General features: G+C 67.1%; 26 protein-coding genes and 2 pseudogenes. 8 read left to right on the forward strand and 20 right to left on the reverse strand.

Annotation, left to right across the window (positions count from 1 at the left end; translation table 11 throughout):
• Positions 1 to 126: pseudogene (locus DIE15_RS22140) on the forward strand (electron transfer flavoprotein subunit alpha/FixB family protein); the annotation flags it as partial.
• Between the two features lie 207 nt (positions 127 to 333).
• Positions 334 to 1,764 carry a cytosine permease gene (locus DIE15_RS22145; protein ID WP_124834349.1) on the forward strand — a complete coding sequence of 477 codons (1,431 nt, stop codon included), beginning with the start codon at positions 334 to 336 and terminating at the stop codon, positions 1,762 to 1,764.
• Here DIE15_RS22145 and DIE15_RS22150 read toward each other — a convergent pair.
• A complete protein-coding gene (locus DIE15_RS22150) occupies positions 1,738 to 3,240 on the reverse strand; it encodes a PLP-dependent aminotransferase family protein (RefSeq protein ID WP_260428303.1) in 1,503 nt (500 codons plus the stop codon). The two genes, DIE15_RS22145 and DIE15_RS22150, sit on opposite strands and share 27 nt — an antisense overlap.
• A gap of 126 nt (positions 3,241 to 3,366) precedes the next feature.
• On the opposite strand from DIE15_RS22150, the gene DIE15_RS22155 reads away from it, so the two are divergent.
• The gene (locus DIE15_RS22155; protein ID WP_057929404.1) at positions 3,367 to 4,254 is read left to right on the forward strand and encodes a DMT family transporter; all 888 of its coding nucleotides are present in this window, start codon (positions 3,367 to 3,369) and stop codon (positions 4,252 to 4,254) included.
• Positions 4,255 to 4,319: 65 nt separating this feature from the next.
• Here DIE15_RS22155 and DIE15_RS22160 read toward each other — a convergent pair whose 3' ends face one another.
• The 7 genes from DIE15_RS22160 to DIE15_RS22190 all read right to left on the reverse strand — a co-directional run bounded on the left by DIE15_RS22160 (position 4,320) and on the right by DIE15_RS22190 (position 8,789).
• On the reverse strand, positions 4,320 to 4,937 hold the full coding sequence (locus DIE15_RS22160) for a hypothetical protein (protein ID WP_057929403.1): 618 nt from the start codon (positions 4,935 to 4,937) through the stop codon (positions 4,320 to 4,322).
• A gap of 70 nt (positions 4,938 to 5,007) precedes the next feature.
• The gene (locus DIE15_RS22165; RefSeq protein ID WP_057929402.1) at positions 5,008 to 5,625 is read right to left on the reverse strand and encodes a hypothetical protein; all 618 of its coding nucleotides are present in this window, start codon (positions 5,623 to 5,625) and stop codon (positions 5,008 to 5,010) included.
• Between the two features lie 111 nt (positions 5,626 to 5,736).
• On the reverse strand, positions 5,737 to 6,357 hold the full coding sequence (locus tag DIE15_RS22170) for a hypothetical protein (protein WP_057929401.1): 621 nt from the start codon (positions 6,355 to 6,357) through the stop codon (positions 5,737 to 5,739).
• Positions 6,354 to 6,590, reverse strand: a complete 237-nt coding sequence (locus DIE15_RS22175) for a hypothetical protein (protein ID WP_057929400.1) — start codon at positions 6,588 to 6,590, stop codon at positions 6,354 to 6,356. Before DIE15_RS22175 ends, DIE15_RS22170 begins: the two co-directional genes overlap by 4 nt.
• Before the next feature lie 167 nt (positions 6,591 to 6,757).
• On the reverse strand, positions 6,758 to 7,204 hold the full coding sequence (locus DIE15_RS22180) for a lysozyme (RefSeq protein WP_057929399.1): 447 nt from the start codon (positions 7,202 to 7,204) through the stop codon (positions 6,758 to 6,760).
• The gene (locus tag DIE15_RS22185) at positions 7,188 to 7,880 is read right to left on the reverse strand and encodes a DUF2589 domain-containing protein (protein ID WP_260428304.1); all 693 of its coding nucleotides are present in this window, start codon (positions 7,878 to 7,880) and stop codon (positions 7,188 to 7,190) included. The genes DIE15_RS22180 and DIE15_RS22185 overlap by 17 nt, the downstream gene beginning before the upstream one ends.
• A 213-nt stretch (positions 7,881 to 8,093) precedes the next feature.
• Positions 8,094 to 8,789, reverse strand: coding sequence for a DUF2589 domain-containing protein (locus tag DIE15_RS22190; protein ID WP_124834350.1), 696 nt, complete (start codon positions 8,787 to 8,789; stop codon positions 8,094 to 8,096).
• A gap of 283 nt (positions 8,790 to 9,072) precedes the next feature.
• Here DIE15_RS22190 and DIE15_RS22195 point away from each other — a divergent pair, with 283 nt between their 5' ends.
• Entirely contained in the window at positions 9,073 to 9,756 is a 684-nt protein-coding gene (locus DIE15_RS22195; protein WP_057928878.1) for a response regulator transcription factor, read from the forward strand.
• 224 nt (positions 9,757 to 9,980) lie between these two features.
• On the opposite strand, the gene DIE15_RS22200 is transcribed toward DIE15_RS22195, so the two are convergent.
• From DIE15_RS22200 to lysA, 7 genes are all read right to left on the reverse strand, one after another.
• Positions 9,981 to 10,325, reverse strand: a complete 345-nt coding sequence (locus tag DIE15_RS22200; protein ID WP_057928877.1) for a DUF3088 domain-containing protein — start codon at positions 10,323 to 10,325, stop codon at positions 9,981 to 9,983.
• 77 nt (positions 10,326 to 10,402) lie between these two features.
• Positions 10,403 to 11,590: a cystathionine beta-lyase gene (gene metC / locus DIE15_RS22205; protein WP_057928876.1), complete on the reverse strand. Its 1,188-nt coding sequence runs from the start codon at positions 11,588 to 11,590 to the stop codon at positions 10,403 to 10,405.
• Positions 11,591 to 11,639: 49 nt separating this feature from the next.
• Positions 11,640 to 12,365 (reverse strand): amino acid ABC transporter ATP-binding protein, encoded by a 726-nt coding sequence (locus DIE15_RS22210; protein ID WP_124834351.1) that lies wholly within the window; start codon positions 12,363 to 12,365, stop codon positions 11,640 to 11,642.
• A 44-nt stretch (positions 12,366 to 12,409) separates the two neighbouring features.
• Complete coding sequence (locus DIE15_RS22215) at positions 12,410 to 13,069, reverse strand: amino acid ABC transporter permease (protein ID WP_057928874.1); 660 nt, start codon at positions 13,067 to 13,069, stop codon at positions 12,410 to 12,412.
• Between the two features lie 87 nt (positions 13,070 to 13,156).
• Positions 13,157 to 13,957 (reverse strand): transporter substrate-binding domain-containing protein, encoded by an 801-nt coding sequence (locus DIE15_RS22220; protein WP_057928873.1) that lies wholly within the window; start codon positions 13,955 to 13,957, stop codon positions 13,157 to 13,159.
• Between the two features lie 161 nt (positions 13,958 to 14,118).
• Positions 14,119 to 14,385, reverse strand: a complete 267-nt coding sequence (locus DIE15_RS22225) for a hypothetical protein (RefSeq protein WP_124834352.1) — start codon at positions 14,383 to 14,385, stop codon at positions 14,119 to 14,121.
• A gap of 143 nt (positions 14,386 to 14,528) precedes the next feature.
• On the reverse strand, positions 14,529 to 15,767 hold the full coding sequence (gene lysA / locus DIE15_RS22230) for a diaminopimelate decarboxylase (RefSeq protein WP_059600097.1): 1,239 nt from the start codon (positions 15,765 to 15,767) through the stop codon (positions 14,529 to 14,531).
• Positions 15,768 to 15,875: 108 nt separating this feature from the next.
• On the opposite strand from lysA, the gene DIE15_RS22235 reads away from it, so the two are divergent.
• Both DIE15_RS22235 and DIE15_RS22240 read left to right on the forward strand, forming a co-directional pair.
• On the forward strand, positions 15,876 to 16,790 hold the full coding sequence (locus DIE15_RS22235) for a LysR family transcriptional regulator (protein WP_124834353.1): 915 nt from the start codon (positions 15,876 to 15,878) through the stop codon (positions 16,788 to 16,790).
• Positions 16,791 to 16,858: 68 nt separating this feature from the next.
• A complete protein-coding gene (locus tag DIE15_RS22240) occupies positions 16,859 to 17,458 on the forward strand; it encodes a GNAT family N-acetyltransferase (protein WP_057928870.1) in 600 nt (199 codons plus the stop codon).
• Between the two features lie 109 nt (positions 17,459 to 17,567).
• Here DIE15_RS22240 and DIE15_RS22245 read toward each other — a convergent pair whose 3' ends face one another.
• The 4 genes and pseudogenes from DIE15_RS22245 to DIE15_RS22260 form a co-directional block, all read right to left on the reverse strand.
• Positions 17,568 to 18,140: a DUF4142 domain-containing protein gene (locus DIE15_RS22245; RefSeq protein WP_057928869.1), complete on the reverse strand. Its 573-nt coding sequence runs from the start codon at positions 18,138 to 18,140 to the stop codon at positions 17,568 to 17,570.
• A gap of 397 nt (positions 18,141 to 18,537) precedes the next feature.
• Entirely contained in the window at positions 18,538 to 19,161 is a 624-nt protein-coding gene (locus DIE15_RS22250) for an HAD hydrolase-like protein (protein ID WP_057928868.1), read from the reverse strand.
• 223 nt (positions 19,162 to 19,384) lie between these two features.
• Positions 19,385 to 19,653, reverse strand: a pseudogene (locus DIE15_RS22255) (Txe/YoeB family addiction module toxin).
• Positions 19,650 to 19,910 (reverse strand): type II toxin-antitoxin system Phd/YefM family antitoxin, encoded by a 261-nt coding sequence (locus tag DIE15_RS22260; RefSeq protein ID WP_057928892.1) that lies wholly within the window; start codon positions 19,908 to 19,910, stop codon positions 19,650 to 19,652. Before DIE15_RS22260 ends, DIE15_RS22255 begins: the two are co-directional and overlap by 4 nt.
• Positions 19,911 to 20,062: 152 nt before the next feature.
• Here DIE15_RS22260 and DIE15_RS22265 point away from each other — a divergent pair, with 152 nt between their 5' ends.
• Both DIE15_RS22265 and DIE15_RS22270 read left to right on the forward strand, forming a co-directional pair.
• On the forward strand, positions 20,063 to 20,506 hold the full coding sequence (locus DIE15_RS22265; protein ID WP_124834354.1) for a GNAT family N-acetyltransferase: 444 nt from the start codon (positions 20,063 to 20,065) through the stop codon (positions 20,504 to 20,506).
• 65 nt (positions 20,507 to 20,571) lie between these two features.
• Entirely contained in the window at positions 20,572 to 20,790 is a 219-nt protein-coding gene (locus tag DIE15_RS22270) for a DUF1653 domain-containing protein (protein WP_006751720.1), read from the forward strand.
• A gap of 127 nt (positions 20,791 to 20,917) precedes the next feature.
• On the opposite strand, the gene DIE15_RS22275 is transcribed toward DIE15_RS22270, so the two are convergent.
• Positions 20,918 to 22,129 carry a winged helix-turn-helix domain-containing protein gene (locus DIE15_RS22275; RefSeq protein ID WP_124834355.1) on the reverse strand — a complete coding sequence of 404 codons (1,212 nt, stop codon included), beginning with the start codon at positions 22,127 to 22,129 and terminating at the stop codon, positions 20,918 to 20,920.
• Positions 22,130 to 22,397: the final 268 nt, after the last annotated feature.

Here is a 22,397-nt window from a genome sequence, read left to right on the forward strand (position 1 = left end):
ATGAAGGATTCGAAGGTGATCGTCGCGATCAACAAGGATCCGGAAGCGCCGATCTTCAGCGTGGCCGATTACGGCCTGGTCGGCGACCTGAACGAGCTTGTTCCGGCGCTGACCGCGTCGGTCTGATTTCCGTAATCGTCAGGATCGACCGATCCTGCACGCACGCCGTGTCGTCGCGACTGGCGCGCAACCCCCGCGAAGGACCGTGTCCGCTTCACCGGCCGGCCGTCGTCGACGAGCATGCGGGCATGTCATCGCATGCCGTCGACCTGGCCCGATGTCGGCGGTCCGAGCGACCCACAAGCGCAGTTTTCCACCGGTCGGGAGCCGAGCATGGAACGTACCGCTTTACCTGTCGCCAATACATCGCTGATCGAGCGCCGCTCGATCGACTATATCCCCGAAGCCGAGCGCCACGGCAACCTGTTCAGTCAGTTCACCCTGTGGTTCGGCGCGAATCTGCAGGTCACGGCGGTCGTTGTCGGCGCACTGGCTGTGGTGCTCGGCGGCGACGTGTTCTGGTCGCTGGTTGGCTTGCTGGCAGGCCAGGTACTCGGCGGCGCGGTGATGGCGCTGCACGGCGCACAAGGGCCGCAGCTCGGGCTGCCGCAGATGGTCTCCAGCCGCGTGCAGTTTGGTGTGTACGGCGCGATCGTGCCACTCATGCTCGTTTGCGTGATGTATGTCGGATTCTCTGCGGGCGGAACGGTACTCGCCGGGCAGGCGATTGCGGAACTGTTGAACGTTGGCCATACCACCGCGATCCTGATCTTCTCCGCGCTCGTCGTTCTGCTCACCGGCCTCGGCTACCGAACGATTCATGCGATGGGGCGCGTATCGAGCATCGTCGGCACGCTCGCATTCCTGTATCTGTTCGCGAGCCTGTTGCAAGGACACGCGTTCGCAGCGTTGCTGGCGAATCGTCACTTCACGCTCGCATCGTTCCTGCTCGCCGTGTCGTTGTCCGCGTCGTGGCAGATCGCCTACGGACCCTACGTCGCCGACTACTCCCGCTATCTGCCACGCACGACGTCGCCGGCGAAAACCTTTGCCGCCGTGTTCTGCGGCACCGTGATCGGTGCGCAGGTGTCGATGACGTTCGGCGTGCTGGCCGCCGCGCTCGCCGGTGACCGCTTCTCGGGACACGAGGTCGCCTTCATCGTCGGCCTCGGTGCGACGGGCGCCATCGCCGCCGTGCTTTATTTCACGATCGCGCTGGGCAAGCTGACGATTACGACGCTCAACGCGTATGGCAGCGTGATGTCGGTCGCAGCGATCCTGACCGGCTTCGGTGGGCGGCGCGAGATCTCGCCGCGTACCCGCATCGCGTTCGTGCTGCTGAGCGTCGCCGCGTCGAGCGGCATCGCGCTGGCCGGGCAGCATGATTTCCTGAAAGCGTTCTCGTCGTTCCTGTTGTTTCTGCTCGTGTTCTTCACGCCGTGGAGCGCGATCAATCTCGTCGACTACTACTGCGTCACCCGGGAACATTACGACGTGCCGGCGCTGTTCGATCCTGACGGACGATATGGCCGCTGGAACGCCGTGGGCATCGCTGTCTACGCGATCGGCGTACTCGTGCAGATGCCGTTTGTCGCGACGGGGTTCTATACCGGGCTGTGGGTCGACGCGCTGGGTGGCGTCGACGTGTCGTGGATCGTCGGCATCGTCGTGCCGGGCCTGCTGTACTACGTCGCGTCGCGCGGAGCACGGGCGAGCGCGCCGGAGCGCCTGATCATGTCAGATTCGGCCGGTGACATCGAGTGAGACGCGGTTCGAGTGCGATTGCGTCGCCTCCGGCGGCGCTTCGGTATCGCGCGCGGCGCGGCGCGCCGCCTCCATCGCCCGAGCAAGCGCATCGAACACCGCCGGCCCCTTGCAGCGCGACACGTTGAAGCGCATGAACGATGTCGCGCTGTGCGATGCGCTGAACACATCGCCCGGCGCGAGCACGACATCATGGTCGAGCGCATGGCGTGCGACGCGTGCGGCATCGAGCCCGTCGGGCAGCTCGGCCCACACGAACAGGCCGCCGCGCGGTTCCGTCCAGATTCCGAGTCCGGCGCGCGCGAGCCGTCGGATCGTTTCGCCCATCGCATCGGCCAGCAGCGCCCGCAGGCTGTCGAGATGCCGCCGGTACGTGCCGTCGACCAGCAGCCGATGCACGACGTTCGCGCCGATCTGCGCATTGCCGAACGACGTCGCGAGCTTCAGGTCGACGAGCGCATCGATCCATTCGGGGCGCGCGGCGACATAGCCGCACCGGATCGCGGCCGACAGCGTCTTCGAGAAACTGCCGATCGATACCACGCGCGACAGCCCGTCGAATGCCGCCAGGCGCGGCGCGGGCGTGCTCTCGAAATCCGCGAAGATGTCGTCCTCGACGATCAGCAGGCCGTGCTCGGCCGCCAGCGTCAGCAGCCGGTGCGCGACCGGCGGCGCGAGCGTCGCGCCGGTCGGGTTGTGCAGCGCCGAGTTGGTGATGTAGAGCCGCGGCCGGTGTTCGGCGAGCACCTGTTCGAAGCGCGCGAGATCGGGGCCGTTCGGCGTGTACGGCACGCTGACGATCCGTGCGCGATGCGCGCGCAGCAGCGCCTGGAAGTTGAAGTAGCACGGATCGTCGAGCACGACGGTGTCGCCCGGCTCGAGCAGCAGCCGGTACACGAGATCGAGCGCATGCGTGCCGCCGTCGGTCAGCATGATCTGCGTGGGTTCCGCATGGACGCCGTGCTGCGCGAGCCGCCACGCGAGCTGCTGGCGCAGCGCGGGCAGCCCGAGCGGCGTCGCGTAGTCGGTCAGCGCGTCGGGTTCGTCGCGCGACACCGCGCGCAGCGCGCGGCGCAGGCTCTCGTCCGGCAGCCACGACGACGGCAGCCAGCCGCAGCCGGGCTTCACGGAACTCGGCGCGGCTTCGAGCGCCTGGCGCGACAGCCACAGCGGATCGAGTTCGCGATCGAGGCGCGGGCCGAGTTCGCCGAGCGCAAGCGGCGGTGCGTGGCCCGATACGTAGAAGCCGGAGCCGCGCCGCGCGACGAGCGCGCCTTCGCTCGCGAGCCGCTCGTAGGCGTCGACGACGGTCGATTTCGATACGTGCAGCGCGTCGGCCATCATCCGGATCGACGGCACGCGCGCGCCGGGCATCAGCGCGCGGCTCGCGATCCGCGCGCGCAGCGTGTCCATCACGGTTTCCACGCGCGTGCGCGACGGCGCGGGCGGAGCGGGGTTCGGCACGGAGCGGTTCATGGCGAGAAGGAACTGTACGGCCAGTTGTCCAGTACAGTTTGTCCGAATTGTATTGGGCTGTAGCTTACGCGCTTTTCGCGGGCGGCGGATCATCGGTCATCCACCTTTTTTCGACCAGGATTTACCGTGCAAAAGACGACCGACGGATGGCTCAGCGGCTTGCTGGGCGTGATCATCTTCAGTGGCTCGCTGCCGGCGACGCGCGTCGCGGTGCAGGGGCTCGACCCGCTGTTCCTCACGTTCGCGCGTGCGACGATCGCCGGCGTGCTCGGCCTGAGCCTGCTCGTCGCGCTGAAGCAGAAACGGCCGACGCGTGCGGAAACCGCGTCGCTCATCGTCGTCGCGCTCGGGGTCGTGGTCGGTTTTCCGCTGCTGACCGCGCTCGCGCTCAAGCACGTGACGTCCGCGCATGCGATCGTGTTCGTCGGGCTGCTGCCGCTCGCGACCGCGCTATTCGGCGTCTGGCGCGGCGGCGAACGGCCGCGGCTGCCGTTCTGGATCTTCTCGCTAGTCGGCAGCGGCGCAGTGGCCGCGTTCGCGCTGCGTAACGGCGGCAGCGCGTCGGTGCTGGGCGATGCGCTGATGCTGGCCGCGATCGTCGCGTGCGGGCTTGGCTATGCGGAAGGCGCGCGCCTGTCGCGCCAGCTCGGCGGCTGGCAGGTGATCTCGTGGGCGCTCGTGCTGTCGCTGCCGGTGATGCTGCCGCTCGCGTGGTTCACGTGGCCCGCGACGTTCGACGGCGTCGATGCCGCCGCGCTGTGGGGGCTCGCGTACGTGTCGCTGTTCAGCATGCTGATCGGCTTCGTGTTCTGGTATCGCGGTCTCGCGCTCGGCGGGATCGCGGGCGTCGGCCAGCTGCAGCTGCTGCAGCCGTTCTTCGGCTTCCTGCTCGCGGCCGGGCTGCTGCACGAGACGGTGCCGCCGTCGATGCTCGTCGTGACGGTCGTGGTCGTCGGCTGCGTCGCGGGTGCGAAGTACTTCTCGAAGATGGCGCCCGTGCAGCGCGCGGGCTGATTCACGCACCGCGCCCGCGCGACGACGCGACGGGCGCGACCCGTTCGCCGTCGCGCGCGCGCCGTTTACCCCATCACCACGTTGGCGAGCCGGAACTGGTACGCGGTCGCGGTGGTGCCGCCGCCGCCGCCCGTCATCACGATGTCGGCGCTCTTGATCCCCAGCAGCGACAGTTCGGTGTTGATGTCGGACAGCACGGCCGAATTCATCACCGCGCCCTGTTCGATCTGCGACGCGGTGCCGATCCACAGCGTCGGCTTGAACTCGAACACGGCCTTCTGGCCCGGCACGATACCCGTCTTGTTGGCGAGCAGCCGGTTGTCCTTGAAGACCGACGCGGTGATCGCCCCCTGGCTCAGGTCGTTGCGCAGCTGGATCTCGCGCGACGTCGGCGCCGCGCCGGCCAGCGCGAGCACGTTGCCCGATGTCGAGCGCGACACGTTGAAGACCTGTCCGTTGTCCGCACGCTTTTGCGGCATGTAGTTGCCGTCGGCATCGCTCGCGGAGACGGTCGTCAGCATCGGGAACACGAACGGATGATTGTCGCCGCGTCCGCAGTTGGTGATGACCTTCCACGCGATCGCGAGCTCGTCGAAGTCCGTCGACACGTTCTTCTGGAAGATCACGATCTGGCTGTTGTTGACGTCGTTCGACAGGTTGACGAAGTTGAGATTGATGTCCATGAGTCACCTTGCTTTGCTTTGGATAACTGATTGAGTGGGCGCCGGCCGTGCATCTCCGGCGCACGGGCCGTTACGCCATCACCACGTTTTCCAGCCGGAACGTGAACGGCATCGAGCGCGGGCCCGGGCCGCCGCCGGTCATCACGATGTCGGCGCTCGCGATGCCGAGCAGCGACAGTTCGGTGTTGATGTCGGAGATCACCGCGGAGTTCATCAGCGCGCCCTGTTCGATCTGCGACGCGACGCCGATCCAGATCGTCGGCTTGAACTGGAACACGGCCTTCTGGCCCGGCGCGACGGACGTCTTGCGCGCGAGCGCGTTGCCGTCCTTGTAGATCGTCGCGTTGATCGCGCCGGCCGGCAGGTCGTTGCGTACCTGCACCTCGGAGCTCGCGCCCGGGTCGCTGCCGAGCTGCAGTACGTCGCCCGAGCTGGAGCGCACGACCTGGAACACCTGGCCGTTCGCCGCGATTTGCTGCGGCATGTAGTTGCCCCAGCTATCGCTCGCGCTCACGCTCATCGTCATCGGGAACTTGAACGGATGGTTGTCGCCCTGGCCGCAATTGCGGATCACCTTCCACGCGATCGCGAGTTCGTCGAAGTCGGTCGCCACGTTCTTCTGGAAGATCACGACGCTCGAGTTGTTCGCGTCGTTCGAGCGGTTGATCAGGTTCAGTTGGATATCCACGTCGTTGCTCCTTGAGTTTGAAAAAACGGCAGTCGGTCTGCCGCACACCTTTCCCGCCGGCCCGGCCGTGAAGCCGTGCCGTCAAGCCGGTCCAAACCGTGTCGGGCGACGCTATGCGCGCACGATGTGTTCGAGCACGAACGCGAACGGCTGCGCGTCGGTGCCGGTGCCGCCGCCCATCATCACGATGTCGGCCGCGGCCACGCCCGCCAGCGGCAGCAGCGTGTTCGCGCTCGACATCACCGCCGCGTGCAGCGCGCGGCTTTCCTGCACCTGCGACGCCACGCCGATCCATAGCGCCGGCGTGAAGCGGAACACTGCCTTTTGCCCGGGCACGACCGCTTCCTTCACCGCGATCAGCCGGCCCGCGCTGAACGCGTTGACGTTCACTGCACCGCGCCGCATCCGGTTGACGACCTCGATGTCGCCGCCCGGCGCGTCGGCCGGGTCGGGCACGAGCCGGCCGCGTCCGGTCGGCTGCGCGTCGACCACGAAGCGCACGCCGGCGGGTGCCGTGACGCGCGGCGAGAAGTTGCCGTGCTCGTCGCCGAGCGCGACGTCGATATCGGTCGAGTAGTCGAACGGATGAAAGCAGTCGCGTCCGCAATAGCGGATCACCTTCCACGCGATCGCGAATGCGTCGAGATCGGGGATCACGTCGCGCTGGAACAGCACGACCTCGCTGTTGCCGCAGTCGTTCGAGCGATTGATGAAGCGGAGCTTGATGTTCATGACATTTGCTCCTGATCGGGCGTGCCGCGTGCGTCGCGCGGCAACCCCGCCCCCGACGTGCGCTGCAGGTCCGCCGCATAGGCGGGCAACGGGGCGGCGGCAACGAGGGCGTGCGGCGCGGCCGTTGCCGCGGTGGCGACGGCGACGCAGGCGGCGCCCGGCGTGCGGCGCGTCGCATGCGAGACGACGAGGCGCGGCGGCATCGTGGGGCCTGGCGAGCGAATGACGTTCATGCGGGACTCCTGTCGTGACGAGTGGCAAATGACGAATGATTGGAACGGATCAGGTGCGGCAAGATTTCAGCGACGGTTTCAGCTTACGGGCAGCCGACGTCATGCGAAATGGCGCGAACGACATGCGCGGCGACCCGTGACGTTCGGCCGGTGCGGCGTCACGGCGCTCATGACAGAAACAGCGCACGTTCGGCACGGCGGCGCTTCGTGAGCCCCGCGAGCGGCTTGCCTCCGGCCTTGTTCCAGACGAGGAACTGGTCGGCCGCGCGCGCGCTCGCGCCGGCGTTCAGGTAGCGCAGCAGCGTGGACGAGCGCAGCCGTCCCGCGCCGAGATTGAAGACGAACGACATCAGCGCATCGAATTGCTGCTGCGTGACCGGCACGTGCAGCAGCTTGCGCAGGTTCAGCTCGGCGCCGCGCAGGTCGCGCCGCAGCAGCGCCTCCGCCTCGGCTGGCGTGAGCGCCCGCGTGAAGCGCTCGTTGGGCAGGATCAGGTGCCCGTAGCCGATCGTTGGCTTGCCGACCGCATCGAGATAGCGCGAGAGCCGCAGCCCCTCGAACTGCTTGATCAGCGCGATGCCTTGCGCGCCGGTGCGTTCAGGCTGGGTCGCCATCGTCGTTCTCCTTGCTGCCCGGCCGTGCGCGCGGCACCAGGTGATGCGTGTATTCGTCGATCACGCGCATGATCGCTTCGGGCGGCGGCAGCGCCGCGAACTGCATTTCGATGTCGATGTGCTCGGTGTCGCGTTGCCGCGTGGTCCCCTGCGCGTCCTTTTTCCCGGAACGCGGCGCGAACGTCACGTAGAAGCGGCCGCGCTGGTCGTCGTTACCCGCGACGCCGCCGGCCGGCAGCGCCTCGGTGAAGTCGCCGCGCACGGTCAGGTGCACGACCATCCGGTCGAGCGCGAGCCCGCGGGGCGTGGCGAGCGCGACGAGCGGCACCGGCATCGTGTGCTCCGCGTCGAGCGCGACCGTGACCTCGCGCGGCGCGAGCAGGCCGTCGTCGCGCAGGTCGAAGAACTGGTCGAGCACGGCCGTGTACTGGTGCGCGAGCAACTGGTTCGCGGCGGCGGCGGCATGCTGCATCCCGCGTGCGATCTCGTCGAGCGCGATGCCGCGCGGCGGCGGGCGCGTATCGTCGGCCGGCGCGCCGGGCGGAGGGGCCGGGGGCGCCGGTGGGGCGGGAGGCGCGGGCGGCAAGCTGCCGGCGGACGCGTCGGGCTCGGCGCCCGGCGTGTCGCTCGTGCCCGATGCGGCGCCGGCCGGCCCGCCAGCGCCATCCGGCGACACGCGGCGCGCCGGATCCGCGGCTATCGCCGCCGGTGCGGCGGCATCCGCGCTCGCGCCGGCGTTGCCCGCTGCCGGCGCGGCCGTCGGCGGGACCGGCCCGTCTGGTTCCTGCCGGGGGTTGCCGCCGCCCGGATGCGCGTCCCCGTCGTCGTGCCCGCCGCCGCCCGCGCGGCGTGACCGCCTGAAGAGCCTGAACATGGCCGGCCCGCGCGCTTACGCGTGCGCCGGCTGCTGGGCATCCGCACCGGCACCGGCGGCAGGCGCGGCTGCCTTGGCGTCCGACCCGGACGCATCGCCGACCAGCTTGCCGTCGGTCGGCGTCGCCGGCAGCGGCTTCACGTCCTTCGCGTTGCCTTCGGTGACGACCGGCTTGGTCGCGGCTTCGGTCAGGAAGTCGATCACGCGCATCAGCGCTTCGGGCGGCGACTGGCGCTTCACCTGCGTATGGATCGAGTATTTCGCGCGCGTATCGGTGCTGCGCGTTTGCTCCGCCTTGTGCGACACGCGCCCCGACACACTCACGCTGATCGGCCCCCAGCCGAGCTTCGCCTGGAATTCGCCGCCGGCCTCGGTCGACGACGACGACTTCTCCGACTGCGTGATCTCCATCTCGAAGTCGATCGTGCCTTCCTCGATCGCGATGATCGGGTGGACGATCGCCGCGAGCAGCGGAATGCGCATGGTCTTCTGCACGACACCCTTCGATACGCCGCTTTCGTCGACCAGCGTCTCGTCGTAGTCGAACTGGACGGCCACCGCCTTGCCGCCCTGGATGCAGACCTGCATCAGGAAATCCGCGTAGCTCTTCGCAGCCTGCGTCTGCGCGCTGATCATCGCTTTTAACGGGCCGGCGATCATTTGGTCCATGGGTAAAGCGTTAATCACTGAACCGATGAAATTCGCGTCCATGAATAAACTCCTCTTCGTGTCGAAGACAACGGAAATTCGCTGTCGTTATTCACGTTAGGAAATTGAAGACGTTTACCAAATATGACGTCCGTCACGACCGGCGGCCCGGGCCGGCCCGCGACGGGCATCGGCATGCGTGGCGGGGTCCGGCGTGGACGAATTAGGCCATTCGTCACGGAGCGACGGGCCTAGTGCGCGGTGCGGAAAACAGCGGTAAAAAAAACGCCGGGTAGGGAAGCAAAAAAACCTAAACCGAGCATCCCGATTTCGAGGAAACCGCGCAATGAACGTTCTGATGATCGATAGCCCGCCGTTGTTCGTCGCGGGCGTGGCGGACGTACTGTGTAAACGCGATGTCAACTGGCATGTGTGGTCGGCCCGCTGTCCCGAGGACGTTTTGCGCTTGCGCGACGCGTTGCTGCCCGAGACGGTCGAGGCGATCACGATCGAATGCGACGAGCACGCCGCGCGGCCGAGCTGGCCGCACCTGCTGCACGAGACGTTTGCCGGCGCGCCGTGGCTGTGCGTGGTGGCCGCCGTGTGCCGCCGCACGATCGCCGATGCGCTGCTGGCAGGGGCGGCCGGCATCATCGACCGGCATGCGAGCGCCGACGAGTTCGCGGACGCGCTCGGCCGGGTCGCGGCCGGCGCGATCTATGTGCCGCCGAACGACGGCGGCGCGACGCAGGCGCGCCCGGGCGGTGTGCCCGCCGGCGACGATCGCGCGTTCGAACGCCTCACGCCGCGCCAGCGCGACGTGCTGCGGCTGCTGGCCGAAGGCAAGTCGAACAAGCAGATCTGCCGCGTGCTGAACGTCGCGGAAGGCACGATCAAGAACCATCTGTATGCGCTGTTTCGCCAGATCGGCGTGAGCAACCGGACCGAGGCCGCATTGTGGCTCGCGCGCCACGTGCCGTCCGAACCGGCTGCATTCGCGTTCGCGCCTGCCGGCAGTTCGCCCGGCTGACGCGGGCCGCGGCGGGCTCCGGTGCGTGCCGGCATCCGGTGTCGTGTTGCGTTGAAGGTCGTCCGGCCGGGGGGCGGGGTGCCCGGGCCGATCATCGGTAGCGGTGAGTCCGCGTGGCCGAGTACATGGCGCGCGTGGCGACGTGCCGACCGGAAGCGGCGAACGGGCCGCGCCGGCCGCGCGTCCCGTTCGGCGGCGCCCGTCGACAGCGGGCGCCGGCATGCTTACGCGACGTGCGCGACGCCGTATTGCGAGGACAGATAGCGCCGGATATCGGCCGGCGAATCGATGAAGCGACGGCCGTTGTGTTCGCGAATCGCGACCGCGTCGTCCTTCGGCGTCTGCGCATCACCGAGCACGAGCACCGGCGCGGACTGGTTGTCCTCGCCGATCAGCGCGACGATCGGCTGGCGCGGCCGCGGTGCGTCGATATACTCGACCGCGACGGCGTCGCGCAGTTGCGGATAGAAACTCAGCAGCCCTTCGACGGCAACCGAGTCGCCGCAGTAGAACGGACCTTCGGAGTCCTTGAAAAAGCCCGGACGGAGAATGAACAGCGTGTCTTTCATGATGGCCTCGCTATCAGTGGTGGTCGAACGTTGAAAAAAAGGGGAGTGCGGGATGACGCGGCTGGCGTCGACCGATTTCAGGCTTCCGCGAGTGCGGCCACGGCGGCGCGCATCCTGGCGAAACCGGCGTCGAGGTCGGCAATCATGTCGTCCGGATGCTCGAGCCCCGCGTGAATGCGCAGCAGCGGGCCGGCCGCCTGCCATTGCGTCGCGGTACGGTGGCGCGACGGATTCGACGGGATGATCAGGCTTTCGAAGCCGCCCCAGCTGTAGCCCATCCCGAAGCACGTCATGCCGTCGAGCAGCGCGCGTACCGCTTCGTCGGGCTGCGGCTGCAGCACCAGGCCGAACAATCCGCATGCACCCGTGAAATCGCGCTGCCACAGTGCGTGGCCGGCATCGCCTGGCCGCGCCGGATACAGGATCTGCGCGACTTCGGGCTGTCGCGCGAGCCATTCGGTCAGCACGTGCGCGTTGCGCTGGTGGCGCTCGAGGCGCACCGACAGCGTGCGCAGGCCACGCAGCGCGAGATACGCATCGTCGCCGCTGACGGTCATGCCGAGCTGCCGGTAGCAACGCGTGACTTTCTGCGCGAGCGCTTCGGTCGTCAGGATCACGCCCATCAGCACGTCGGAGTGTCCGGCGATGTATTTGGTCGCCGCGTGAATCGACACGTCGACGCCGTGCGAGAACGAGCGGAAGTTCAGCGGCGTGCCCCACGTGTTGTCGAGCAGCACGACCGCGCCGTGCTGGTGCGCGACGCGACAGATCGCGGGGATGTCCTGCACCTCGAAGGTCAGCGAGCCCGGCGATTCGGTAAAGACCGCGCGCGTGTTCGGCCGCATTAGCGCCGCGATGCCGGCGCCGATCGACGGATCGTAGTACGTCGTCTCGATGCCGAGGCGCGCGAGCGTCTCGTCGCAGAACGAGCGGGTCGGGTCGTACACTGAGTCGGCCATCAGCAAGTGGTCGCCGGGATTCAGCACCGCGAGCAGCGCGGTCGTGATCGCGCTGAGCCCGCTCGGCGTGAGCAGCGCAGTGTGCGCGCCTTCGAGGCGCGCGAGCGCCTTCTCGAGCGCCCGCGTGGTCGGGCTGCCGTGACGTCCGTATGCGAGCGGCGTGCCGCGCACCGCGTCGAGCGCGTCGGTGCCGTGAAAGAGCAGCGTCGACTGGCGATACACGGGCGGGTTCACCGGCGAGCCGGGCTGGCCGTGCGAGCGGCCTTCGTGAGCGAGCAGGGTGTCGGTCGAATGCAGATGGTTCAAGATGTCGTCCTTTGAAAGTCAGTCAAATCGGAGCGAGACCGCCGCACGGTCAGTGCAGGATCTTGTCGAGGAAGTCGCGTGCGCGTTCGGAGCGCGGCGCGGCGAAGAACGCGTCGCTCGCCGCATCCTCGACCACCGCGCCCTGGTCCATGAAGATCACGCGATGCGCGACCTTCCTCGCGAAACCCATCTCGTGCGTGACGCACACCATCGTCATGCCGTCGCGCGCGAGTTCGACCATCACGTCGAGCACTTCGTTGATCATCTCGGGGTCGAGCGCGGACGTCGGCTCGTCGAACAGCATCGCGACCGGGTTCATCGACAGTGCGCGCGCAATCGCGACGCGTTGCTGCTGCCCGCCGGACAACTGCCCCGGATACTTGTTCGCATGGGCCTTCAGGCCGACGCGGTCGAGCAGCTTCATCGCGTTCTCGATTGCCTCGTCCTTGCGGCGGCCGAGCACCTTGACCTGCGCGAGCGTCAGGTTGTCGGTGATCGACAGATGCGGGAACAGCTCGAAATGCTGGAACACCATGCCGACGCGCGCACGCAGTTGCGCGAGTTTCGCGGCGGGATCGCCGAGCCGCATGCCGTCGACGACGATGCTGCCTTTCTGGAACGGCTCGAGACCGTTGATCGTCTTGATCAGCGTCGACTTGCCGGAGCCTGACGGCCCGCAGACGACGACCACTTCGCCTTTCGACACCGCCGCGCTGCATGCCGAAAGGACCTGATGCTTGCCATACCACTTCGATACGTTGTCGAGCGTAATCATGGATTCTCCGTGGTTGAGGTTCGGGTTGGATGACGTACGCATGCTCAATGCGTGGACGGCAGCGAGAGGCGCGTCTCGACGCGGCCCTGCAGCCGTGTGAGCAGCGTGCTCAGCACCCAGTAGATCGCGGCGGCCGCGAGGTACAGCGGCAGCGGCTGGAACGTCGCGGCGATCACTTCCTGCGTCGAGCGCAGCAGCTCGGTGACGGTGATCACGGATACGAGCGACGTATCCTTGATCAGGCTGATCAGCGTGTTGCCGAGGCTCGGCACCGCGAGGCGCAGCGCCTGCGGGCAGACGATGTAGCGCAGCGTCTGCACGTGCGTGAGGCCGAGGCTGTGCGCGGCCGCCCATTGCCCGCGGCCGATGCCGAGGATCGCGCCGCGCATGCTTTCGGACAGGTACGCGCCGGCGTTGAGCGTCAGCGTGAAGATGCCGGCCGTCGTCGGGTCGAGCGTGATGCCGAGATCGGGCAGCCCGTAGTAGACGACGAACATCTGCACGAGCAGCGGCGTGCCGCGCATCAGGCTGACGTAGCCCTGCGCGAGACCGGACGCGAGCCGGTTGCTGCCGATCCGCATGATCGCGACCACGAGCCCGACGACGAGGCCGAGCGCCATCGACGCCACCGCGAACTTCAGCGTGAGCAGCGCGCCCTTCACCATCACGGGCAGGGTATGAATGACCAGATCGAGTGCTTCCATCGCGTGTCTCCTGATTGTGTGTCGTGTGCCGCCGAGGTGTCGGCGGGCCGCCCGCGCGTTCGTGCGCGCGGGCGCGTGATGGTTGCGTTATTGCGCGATCGGCTTCGTCGTGTCGGCACCGAACCACTGCATCGAGATCTTCTTCAACGTGCCGTCCTGCCGCAGCGACGCGACCGCGTCATCGATCGCCTTCGCGAACTTCGGATTGCCCTTGCGGAACGGGATGCCCATCCGGTCCTCGCCGCCGGCGAGCACGGAGCCGGGACGCAACGGCAGGTGCGAGTTCTTGATCAGGTAGCTCAGCATCAGGCGGTCGTTCACTGCCGCGTCGATGCGGCCCGCCGCGAGGTCGCGCAGGTTCTCCGGCGTGCCCGGATAGACCTGCAGATCGACCGCTGGCACCGTCTTCACGAGATCGACGTAGTTGCTGCCCATCGTCACGCCGACCTTCTTGCCCTTGAGCTCGTCGAGCGACTTGAACGCACGCGTGTCGTTCTGGCGTTGCAGCAGTTGCGCGGACGAATACACGTACGGCGTGCTGAAGTCGAGCGCCTGCTGGCGCGACGGCGTGATCGCGACCTGGTTGACGATCACGTCGAACTTGCCGGCCTGCAGCCCCGCGAGAATCCCGCTCCATTCGGTCGTGACGAATTGCGGCTTCACGCCGAGCCGCGCGGCGACCGCCTTCGCGACGTCGACGTCGAACCCTTCGAGCTGCCCGTCGGCGTTGCGGTAGTCGAACGGCGGGTACGTGCCTTCGAGCGCGATCTTCAGCACGCCGGCCTGCTTGACGGTGTCGAGCAGGTCCGCCGCATGCGATGCCGTGGCGGCCACGCAGAGGAGGGCTGCGGCGAGGGTTTGCTTGAGCGTCGGGGTGAAGGGCTTCATGGTTGTCTCCGGGTTGTTGTCGAAACGTCGTTGTCGAAATTTTTGGGCGTACGTATCCGCGGCGACGCGCGGCGTCGCCGTGGGCGGGAAGCGGGCCGCAGTGGAATGCGGCGCGGGAAAGGGAGCGGCGAGAGACGGCGCGAGCCGTTTGCCGCGATGCGTTACGGCAGGCGTTCGCGCGCGGTGGCGTAACGGTGCGCGGCGAAGAGTTCAAGCATCGTGTTCATGAGTGCCCGTGCGGCTTGCGAGTGGGGTAGATCGGCTGCATCGTCGATGCGTATCCGGCGACGCAAATGCTGAACGACTGAGGGCAATCTTAGATTTGTCAAAAAGGAAAGTGCTTCCAAAAATGCACGGACTTTCCGCGTGGCGTGGAATGTTTTTCTCCCTGCTTGGAGTGCGATGCATGCGATCTGCTGCGGTTGCACGGGGTGCGCAGCATCCGGTGCTACGCCATGCGCGTGCGGTTGCCCTGAGGGCAACCGCCGAAAAGCAAAACGGCCAGGCATGCCGGTAGCGGCAAGCCTGGCCGTTGGCGTCCGGTGCGTCGGACGCGGCGCGTAGGCGCGTGTTACTCGAACGTTTCGAGCGCGAGCAGTTCGTCGATCGTCTGCCGGCGGCGGATCAGCCGCGGCGTGCCGCGATCGACGAGCACTTCCGGCGCGAGCGGCCGGCTGTTGTAGTTCGAGGACATCGATGCGCCGTACGCGCCTGCATCGTGCAGGAACAGCAGGTCGCCGATCTGCGGTTGCGCGAGCTTGCGGTGCGTGACCACGCCGCCTGCGTCCTGCGTGAAGACGTCGCCGGACTCGCACAGCGGCCCCGCGATCGCGATGTCGACGAGCGGCCGGCCCGCGGGCAGCGCGCCGTCGTGCGTGTGCACGGACACCGCGTGGTAGCTGCCGTACATCGACGGACGCATCAGGTCGTTGAAGCCCGCATCGATCAGCACGAAGTCGTGCTTCGGCCGGTGGTTCACGGCCTGCACTTCGGTGACGAGCGTGCCGGCCTCGGCGACGAGGAAGCGGCCCGGCTCGATCTCGATGCGCACCGCGTGGCCGAGATGCCGTTCGATCCGCTTGCGCGCGGCGTCCCACTGGCTGAAGTAGTGACCGACGTCGACGCGCGGTTCGCCGTCGCGATACGGGATCGACAGCCCGCCGCCGGCGGAGATGGCTTCGATGTCGTGGCCGAGCGACGTGACGAGGTCGACCATCGCATCGCACACCTGCGACAGGTGGCCGTAGTCGACGCCCGAGCCGATATGCATGTGGATGCCGACCAGCTTCAGGCCATACTGGCGCACGATCTCGATCGCGCGCGGCACGTCGTCGATCCAGATCCCGTGCTTGCTCTGCGGGCCGCCGGTGTTGGTCTTGTTGCTATGGCCGTGGCCGAAGCCCGGGTTCACGCGCAGCCACACGCGATGGCCGGGCGCATGCTCGCCGACGCGCGCGAGCATGTCGAGCGAGCCGGCGTTCACGGTCACGCCGTGCTTCAGCACGGCCGCGAGCGTCGGCCGGTCGATCAGGTCGGCCGTAAACACGACGCCTTCCGGCTCGCCTGCCGGACTGAACCCGGCCGCAAGGCTGCGCTCGATCTCGCCGAGCGACACGGCGTCGACGCACGCGCCTTCGTCGCGCATCAGCTTCAGGATATGCAGGTTCGAGTTTGCCTTCTGCGCGTAGCGGATCACGTCGAACTGACGCAGTTGGGCGATGCGGTCGCGGATGACGTCGGCGTCGTACACCCACAGCGGGGTGCCGTATTGCTGCGCGAGCGCCGCGAGCTGGCGGGAATCGAGGGACATGGCGGATGAGTCTGATCGAATGAACGGATAGCGTGATGATGCGCCTGAACGCCTATACAGTAAAATGCCTGTTTATCGACATTCGATTCATTTTTGATATAGAAGATCATGCTCACACATCGGCACATCGAGGTCTTCCGCGCGCTGATGGTCACCGGCAGCACGACGCGAGCGGCCGAAATGCTCTACACGTCGCAGCCCACGATCAGCCGCGAGCTCGCGCGGATGGAGCAGGTGGTCGGCTTCGCGCTGTTCGAGCGTTCGCACGGCCGGCTGCGGCCGACGATGGCCGCGCTCACGCTGTTCGACGACGTGCGGCTCGCGTATGTGGGGCTCGAGCGCGTCGCGGCGACGGCCGCGCGGCTGCGCGAGTTTCGCGACGGGCAGCTGTCGGTGATCGCGCTACCGGCGTTTTCGCACGCGATCCTGCCCGGCGCCTGCCGGCGCTTTCATGATGCGCACGCGGGTGTCAGCGTGTCGGTCGCGACGCAGGAGTCGCCCGTGCTCGAAGAGTGGCTGACCGCGCAGCGTTACGATCTCGGGCTGACCGAGCACGACGTCGCGCCGGCCGGCACCGTGCTCACGCCGCTGCTCGAAGTCGACGAGGTGTGCGTGCTGCCCGACGGCCATCCGCTGCTCGCGCAGCGCGCGATCGATCTCGCGGATCTCGCCGATCGTCCGTTCGTGAGCCTGTCGCTGAACGACCCGTACCGGATCCTGATCGACGAGGCGTTCGCGCAGCTCGGTGTCGCGCCGCGTTCGGTGGTCGAGACGCCATCGGCCGTGTCGGTGTGCGCGTTCGTGCGGCAGGGGCTCGGCGCCGCGATCGTCAATCCGCTGACCGCGCTCGATTTCGTCGGGCGCGACCTGCACGTGCGGCCGCTCACGCGCTCGTTTCCATACCGCGTCAGCGTGATCGTGCCCGAGCACCGGCCGAAGAGCCTGCTCGTCGACGCATTCGCCGATGCGCTGCGCGACGAAGCGAAGGCGATTCGCGAGCGGCTCGCTGCGCTGCCGCGCTGACGCTCGCCGTATGATGGCGTGTCGCTGCGCGCAGCGTCATCCTCCTCTTCACGGAAACGGAACCCGTCATGACCGACGCTTCATCTTCTGTCGAACAACCGACACTCACGGGCGAGCGCATCGTACTGCGGCCGCTCGAGGCATCCGACCGGCAGGCGCTGCTCGATGCCGCCGCGGACGGGCAATTGTGGAACCTGAAGGTCACGGTCGTGCCGGGAGAAGACACGGTCGACGCGTATCTCGACAGCGCACTGCAAGGCCGCGCGGCCGGCACCGTGATGCCGTTCGTGATCGTCGAGCGTGCGTCGGGCCGCGCGATCGGCAGCACGCGCTTCTGGAAGATCGACCGCAAGAATCGCAAGCTCGAGATCGGTCACACGTGGCTGAGCGAATCGGCGCAGCGCACGCACGCGAATACCGAAGCGAAATGGCTGCTGCTGGCATACGCGTTCGACACGCTGCACTGCGTGCGCGTGCAGTTCACGACCGACGAGCTGAACGAGACATCACGCGCGGCGATTCTGCGGCTCGGCGCGAAGCAGGAAGGGATCGTGCGCCACGAACGGATCATGCCCGACGGCCGCAAGCGCAATTCGGTGCGCTTCAGCATCATCGACGACGAATGGCCGGAAGTCAGCGAACGATTGAAAGCGAAGCTCGCGACGTAACGTCGGTCGCATATCGCGTGCGGGATGTGCGTCGCGCCGCCGGAGAGGGGAACGGCGACGCGACGGGGGGAAGCGGGGTGCCGCGCACGATGCGCGGCGGTGCATCGCGTTACTGCGCCGATGCGAGGTGATGACGCTGCGCGAGCTTCTGCGCGTCCGCGTAGTGCGCCTGCAGGATCGGCAGCGCCTGGCGTGCGACTTCCTTCAGCTTCGTGTCGCGGCCCGACGCGATTTCGGCCTGGAATGCCGAGATCGTCTTCTGCTGGCCGGCGAGCGCGACCTGCTCGATGTACGCCTTGTCGAATTCCGCGCCGCGCAGGTTCTTGATGCTGTCCAGCACGGTCGTGTCGGGATTGTTGGCCGGCACGTCGATGCCGCGCGGGCTGGCCGCGCGCATCGCCTGGATGATCTTCTCATCGTCGGTCGACACGCGTTGCGCGAATGCCTTCACCTGGCTGTCCGACGTGCGCGAATCGGCGATGCGCGCGGCGTCGTGCTGCGTCGACACGGTTTTCGTGCCGTCCGTGATGAACGTCTGGTCGGCTTCGTGGATGCGTGTTTGCGTGGTGGTGGCCGGTGCGGAAGGCGCCGGTTGCGCGGTTTGCGCGGTCGCCGTCACGGCGACGAGAAGCAGGCCAGCGGCAGACAGTGCAAGGCGCGAGATTTGGGGAAAGCGGTTCATGGGACCTCCTTTCGATCGGGGCTCTGATTAACGGGCGGATCGCGTGATCCGCAGCTGTGCGAGAGACCGGGCGCGCCCGGGCCGGACTCGATTGCCGCTCTGCCGCGGCGGCGTTCGAAGTGTTTCCCGGCCCGACTGATTCTAGGAGAGCGATCCGGTAGCAGGTGCAACCGCGCTGTGGTTTGTGTAACGGTTGGTAAGACGAATCGACGCGTGCGCGTGCGGACAGGTAGTGCGTACTTGTCGCGTGCATCGCGGCGGCAATTCTTGCGTGCGCGACGCGTATTTAACCGATGCGATGTGCCCGCATGTCATCGGCGTTTCATCGTCGTGCGTGCAGGGCATCCGTGGTTACTTCACGACGCGTCGAGTCGAACGAGCGATTCGCGCGGCACCGTCACACGCGATCGAGCAATGCGTCGAGGCTCGGCAGCAATGGCGTCGCGCAATGCGCCTGCAACGCGTCGGGGGCCGTGTAACCCCAGGCGACGCCCTGGAACGCGACGCGCGCGCGGCGTGCCGCTTCGGCATCGCGGATTTCATCGCCGACGTACAGCACGTCGGCGGGCTGCACGCCCGCTTCGCGCACGAGCGCGCGCAGCCGGCGCGCCTTGCCGAACAGTGGAATGCCGCACGCGAACGTATCGACGCAGCGGCTCGCGTGCGGGCCGAGCCGGTCGCGCACGATGTCCTCGGTGTTCGACGTGGCGATCGCGATGCGGATGCCGCGCGCGGCGAGCGCGTCGAAGGTTGCGTCGACGCCGGGGAACAGCGTCACGTGTGCGATGCGCGGCCGCATCAGCCGCCGCATGTCGATCGTCACGCGCGGCACTTTCCACATCGGCACCTCGAGCGCGCGGATGATCTCGCGTGCAGACATGCCGCGCAGCGCAGGGCGCAGCTCGGGCGTCGCATCGCGAAAGCCGTGCATGCGTGATGCCTCCGTCAACGCCGCGAGAAAGCAGTCGAGCGAATCGGCGAGCGTGCCGTCGAAGTCGAACGCGATGAGTCGATAGGGCATGAAGCGATGCGGGAGGTTGATCGAGCAGGCGACGATATCACCGAATCGGCCCCCCGTTGCTGCAAGATCAGTTGTGCCTGCGGCGAAGCGAGATAGTTGAGTCGCCGCCGAAGATCATCGCGCGGGGTTCAGTTGCCTGACTGGTAGCGACGAGCAAGCGAGCGTGGCGTCCCGGCCGCTGCCGGCGCCGTAAGCGGGTGAGGAGAGGGCGGGAGGATTGACGCTACTCGTAATGATAGCGGCAGGACACGATGCTGATCTGAAGATCGTCCGCTTCGTAAACCAAACGGTTCGTATCGTCGATGCGGCGCGACCAGAACCCGGACAGATTGGCCTTCAGTGGTTCGGGTTTGCCGATGCCTTCGAACGGCGCACGTTGGGCTTCGCGAATGAGCTGGTTGATGCGCTTGAGCGTCTTGCGGTCTTGCGGTCTTGCCAATAAACGTAGTCGTCCCACGCGTCGGAAGTAAAGAGCACGCGGCGTACGCTCATTCATCGTCCCCCGTCAGCTTGTGCTCTTTCGTCTTGCCCTTGCGCAATTGCGCAATCGAGCGTTCGAGGTGGGCGACGTTGGCCGGCGAGCGGAGCAGGTGAACCGTCTCCATCAGGCTGTCATAGTATTCCTGCGACATGATGACCGCGTTCGGCGCGTCGCGACGCGTAATGAGCGTCACGTCGGCGTCGTCGACGACCTGGTCGATGACCGTCTTCAGATTGCCGCGGGCATCCGAAAAGTGAATCGTGCGCATGATTTTCCTCACTTGTACTATAAGCCGTACAAGTGTGGCACAGGTGGATGTGTTGTACGGGATATTGTACGTGTCGGGCTGGGCGTCGCTTGTGGCCCACCCCACACCGCGCTATCGTTGCTGCTCCGCCCCGATCCTCCCGGAGAGCCGACGTGCCCGACGCCCCGCCCGCCACGCTGAGATTTTCCACCGACAAGCGCGAACTCGACATCGACGCGATCTTCGATTTCCTGCATCGCGACGCGTACTGGTCGCAGGGCATTCCGCGCGATGTCGTCGAGCGTGCGATCGACGGCTCGCTGTGCTTCGGCGCGTATGTCGAGGACCGCCTCGTCGGGTTCGCGCGGCTCGTGACCGATCACGCGACGTTCGCGTACCTGTGCGACGTGTTCGTATTGCCGTCCGAACGCGGCAACGGCTACGGCCGCGCGCTGATCGACCATGTGTTCGCGCAGCCGATGGTGCAAAGCCTGCGCCGCATCATGCTCGTGACGACCGACGCGCACGAGCTGTACCGGCCGGTCGGCTTCGAGCCGTTAGCGAACCCCGAGCGGCTGATGGAGATCCGGCGCCCCGATATCTACGCGAAACGCTGACGCGCGGCGAGTGCAGGCGAGCGCATACAATACGCGCTTTCGTTTTTGCCGAAGGGAAGCAGATCATGACCGAACAGGAAGCCGAACAACTCGCCACGCATCGTCACTACAAGGGCGGGCTGTATCGCTATATCGGCGTCGCCCGTCATTCCGAAACCGAGGAATCGGTGGTCGTGTACGAGCATCTGTGGCCGCATGCGCGTGGCCTGTGGGTGCGGCCGGAAGCGATGTTCAACGAGAACCTGCCGGACGGCACCCCGCGGTTTCGCAAGCTGCGCGACTGAGCGGCAGAGCGGCAGAGCGGCAGAGCGGCAGAGCGATAGAGCGGCAGAGCGTGGCTGGCAACGCGCGCGCTGTCGGATATGCGCAAGCGGCCCGCGCATCGCCGCCGCTCGGCGCGATTCCACCGGCTTACGCGCCGGCCAGCGCCTTCGTCAATTCGGGCGGCGCGTGCGCGACCGTCACCTCCGGCGTGCCATGCCACGCCGCGAGCTTCTTCACGGCCTTCGCGACGTCGGCCGCGAGCCCGGTGCCGAATCGCACGCCCGGCTCGACATGCACCGCCTTCAACTCGAACGTGCCGAGCGCGCGATGCGCTTTCGCGTCGACGCGCCCGATCAGTCGGCCGCGATGCAGCACCGGCAGGCAGAAATAGCCGAAGCGCCGCTTGTGCGCGGGGGTATAGCACTCGATCGTGTAGTCGAAGCCGAACAGCGTCGACGCACGCCGGCGGTCCCACACCACCGGATCGAACGGCGACAGCAGCGTCGTGACCGTCGAGCGCAGCGTGTCGGCCGCAGCGGCCGGCAGCAGCGCTTCGAACGAGCGATGCACGTAGGCCGGCTCCTTCCAGTCGGCGATTTCCACGGGAATCAGTTCGCCCGCGTCCGCGAGCCGGTCGAGCTCTGCGCGGTACGAACGACGCGGCAGGCGGTAGTAATCGGCCACCCAGTCCGCACGCACGACGCCGAGCGCGCGGCATGTGTAGTCGAGCAGCGCGGGCAGCACCGTATCGCGCGGCGGCAGGTCGCGCGCATCGTCCCAGCCCGGCAGCACGCGTTCGCGCACGTCGTAGATGCGCTGGAAATTGCGGCGCTCGGACACCATCAGCTCGCCGGTCGTGAACAGCACTTCCAGGTGCTTTTTCTCGGGCTTGCGGTCCCACCATCCGTTGCCTTTCACACCGTCCTCGCGAGCGAAATCCGCCGACCGCACGGGGCCTTCGTCGCGAATCCGCGCGAGCATCTGCTCGATGTCCGCGCGGTTCTGCGCGTGCCATTCGGCCGCGTATTTCCAGCCCATCCCCGACGGATCGAGCATCTTGTAGCGCATCAGCCCGAATTGCTCGACCGGCAGGAAGCACGCTTCGTGCGACCAGTATTCGAACAGGCGTGCCTCGGCGAGATGTTCGTCGAGCCACTGCGGGGCAAAGTCGCCGAGACGGCTGAACAGCACGAGATACGGGCTACGCGCGACGACGTGAATGGTATCGATCTGCAACTGCGCCATCCGGCGGATCGTGTCGAGCACGTCGGCCTTGGTGGCCTTGCGGCGGGGCGGGGTCAGCAGGCCCTGCGCGGCGAGATGCAGCGCGCGGGCGGCGGCGGGCGAGAGCGTAAGCATCGGAGCGGCGGCTGAGGGTGGCGGTCGGGCACCACTTTAGCGCGAAAGCGGCGCACGTGTGCGACCTGCGCACGCACCGCGTCTGACAATGCTTGACAGATGCGCGGCGCGACCTTCCCTATAGTGCAGACATGGCGCGACGAAATGTGCGCGCAACGATTCCGCTTCCGACGCACATATGTCCATGGCACGCAGGAAGCAGATCCGGGATTCTCAACCCCCAACGAGAGACCCGGAGCCCTGAGCGGACATCCATGCGGCTGTGCAC

This window comes from Burkholderia sp. Bp9031, assembly GCF_003857965.1.
Classification (GTDB): domain Bacteria; phylum Pseudomonadota; class Gammaproteobacteria; order Burkholderiales; family Burkholderiaceae; genus Burkholderia; species Burkholderia ambifaria_A.

Coding starts and splice junctions, on each gene's coding strand:
- DIE15_RS22215 (WP_057928874.1), bottom strand. CDS start 13,069: ATGGAAGCACTCGATCTGGTCATTCATACCCTGCCCGTGATGGTGAAG.
- DIE15_RS22260 (WP_057928892.1), bottom strand. CDS start 19,910: ATGCGCACGATTCACTTTTCGGATGCCCGCGGCAATCTGAAGACGGTC.
- DIE15_RS22180 (WP_057929399.1), bottom strand. CDS start 7,204: ATGGCGACCCAGCCTGAACGCACCGGCGCGCAAGGCATCGCGCTGATC.
- DIE15_RS22270 (WP_006751720.1), top strand. CDS start 20,572: ATGACCGAACAGGAAGCCGAACAACTCGCCACGCATCGTCACTACAAG.
- DIE15_RS22240 (WP_057928870.1), top strand. CDS start 16,859: ATGACCGACGCTTCATCTTCTGTCGAACAACCGACACTCACGGGCGAG.
- DIE15_RS22210 (WP_124834351.1), bottom strand. CDS start 12,365: ATGATTACGCTCGACAACGTATCGAAGTGGTATGGCAAGCATCAGGTC.
- DIE15_RS22245 (WP_057928869.1), bottom strand. CDS start 18,140: ATGAACCGCTTTCCCCAAATCTCGCGCCTTGCACTGTCTGCCGCTGGC.
- DIE15_RS22200 (WP_057928877.1), bottom strand. CDS start 10,325: ATGAAAGACACGCTGTTCATTCTCCGTCCGGGCTTTTTCAAGGACTCC.
- DIE15_RS22235 (WP_124834353.1), top strand. CDS start 15,876: ATGCTCACACATCGGCACATCGAGGTCTTCCGCGCGCTGATGGTCACC.
- DIE15_RS22190 (WP_124834350.1), bottom strand. CDS start 8,789: ATGGACGCGAATTTCATCGGTTCAGTGATTAACGCTTTACCCATGGAC.
- DIE15_RS22170 (WP_057929401.1), bottom strand. CDS start 6,357: ATGAACATCAAGCTCCGCTTCATCAATCGCTCGAACGACTGCGGCAAC.
- DIE15_RS22160 (WP_057929403.1), bottom strand. CDS start 4,937: ATGGACATCAATCTCAACTTCGTCAACCTGTCGAACGACGTCAACAAC.
- lysA (WP_059600097.1), bottom strand. CDS start 15,767: ATGTCCCTCGATTCCCGCCAGCTCGCGGCGCTCGCGCAGCAATACGGC.
- DIE15_RS22220 (WP_057928873.1), bottom strand. CDS start 13,957: ATGAAGCCCTTCACCCCGACGCTCAAGCAAACCCTCGCCGCAGCCCTC.
- DIE15_RS22175 (WP_057929400.1), bottom strand. CDS start 6,590: ATGAACGTCATTCGCTCGCCAGGCCCCACGATGCCGCCGCGCCTCGTC.
- DIE15_RS22250 (WP_057928868.1), bottom strand. CDS start 19,161: ATGCCCTATCGACTCATCGCGTTCGACTTCGACGGCACGCTCGCCGAT.
- DIE15_RS22145 (WP_124834349.1), top strand. CDS start 334: ATGGAACGTACCGCTTTACCTGTCGCCAATACATCGCTGATCGAGCGC.
- DIE15_RS22195 (WP_057928878.1), top strand. CDS start 9,073: ATGAACGTTCTGATGATCGATAGCCCGCCGTTGTTCGTCGCGGGCGTG.
- DIE15_RS22275 (WP_124834355.1), bottom strand. CDS start 22,129: ATGCTTACGCTCTCGCCCGCCGCCGCCCGCGCGCTGCATCTCGCCGCG.
- DIE15_RS22150 (WP_260428303.1), bottom strand. CDS start 3,240: ATGAACCGCTCCGTGCCGAACCCCGCTCCGCCCGCGCCGTCGCGCACG.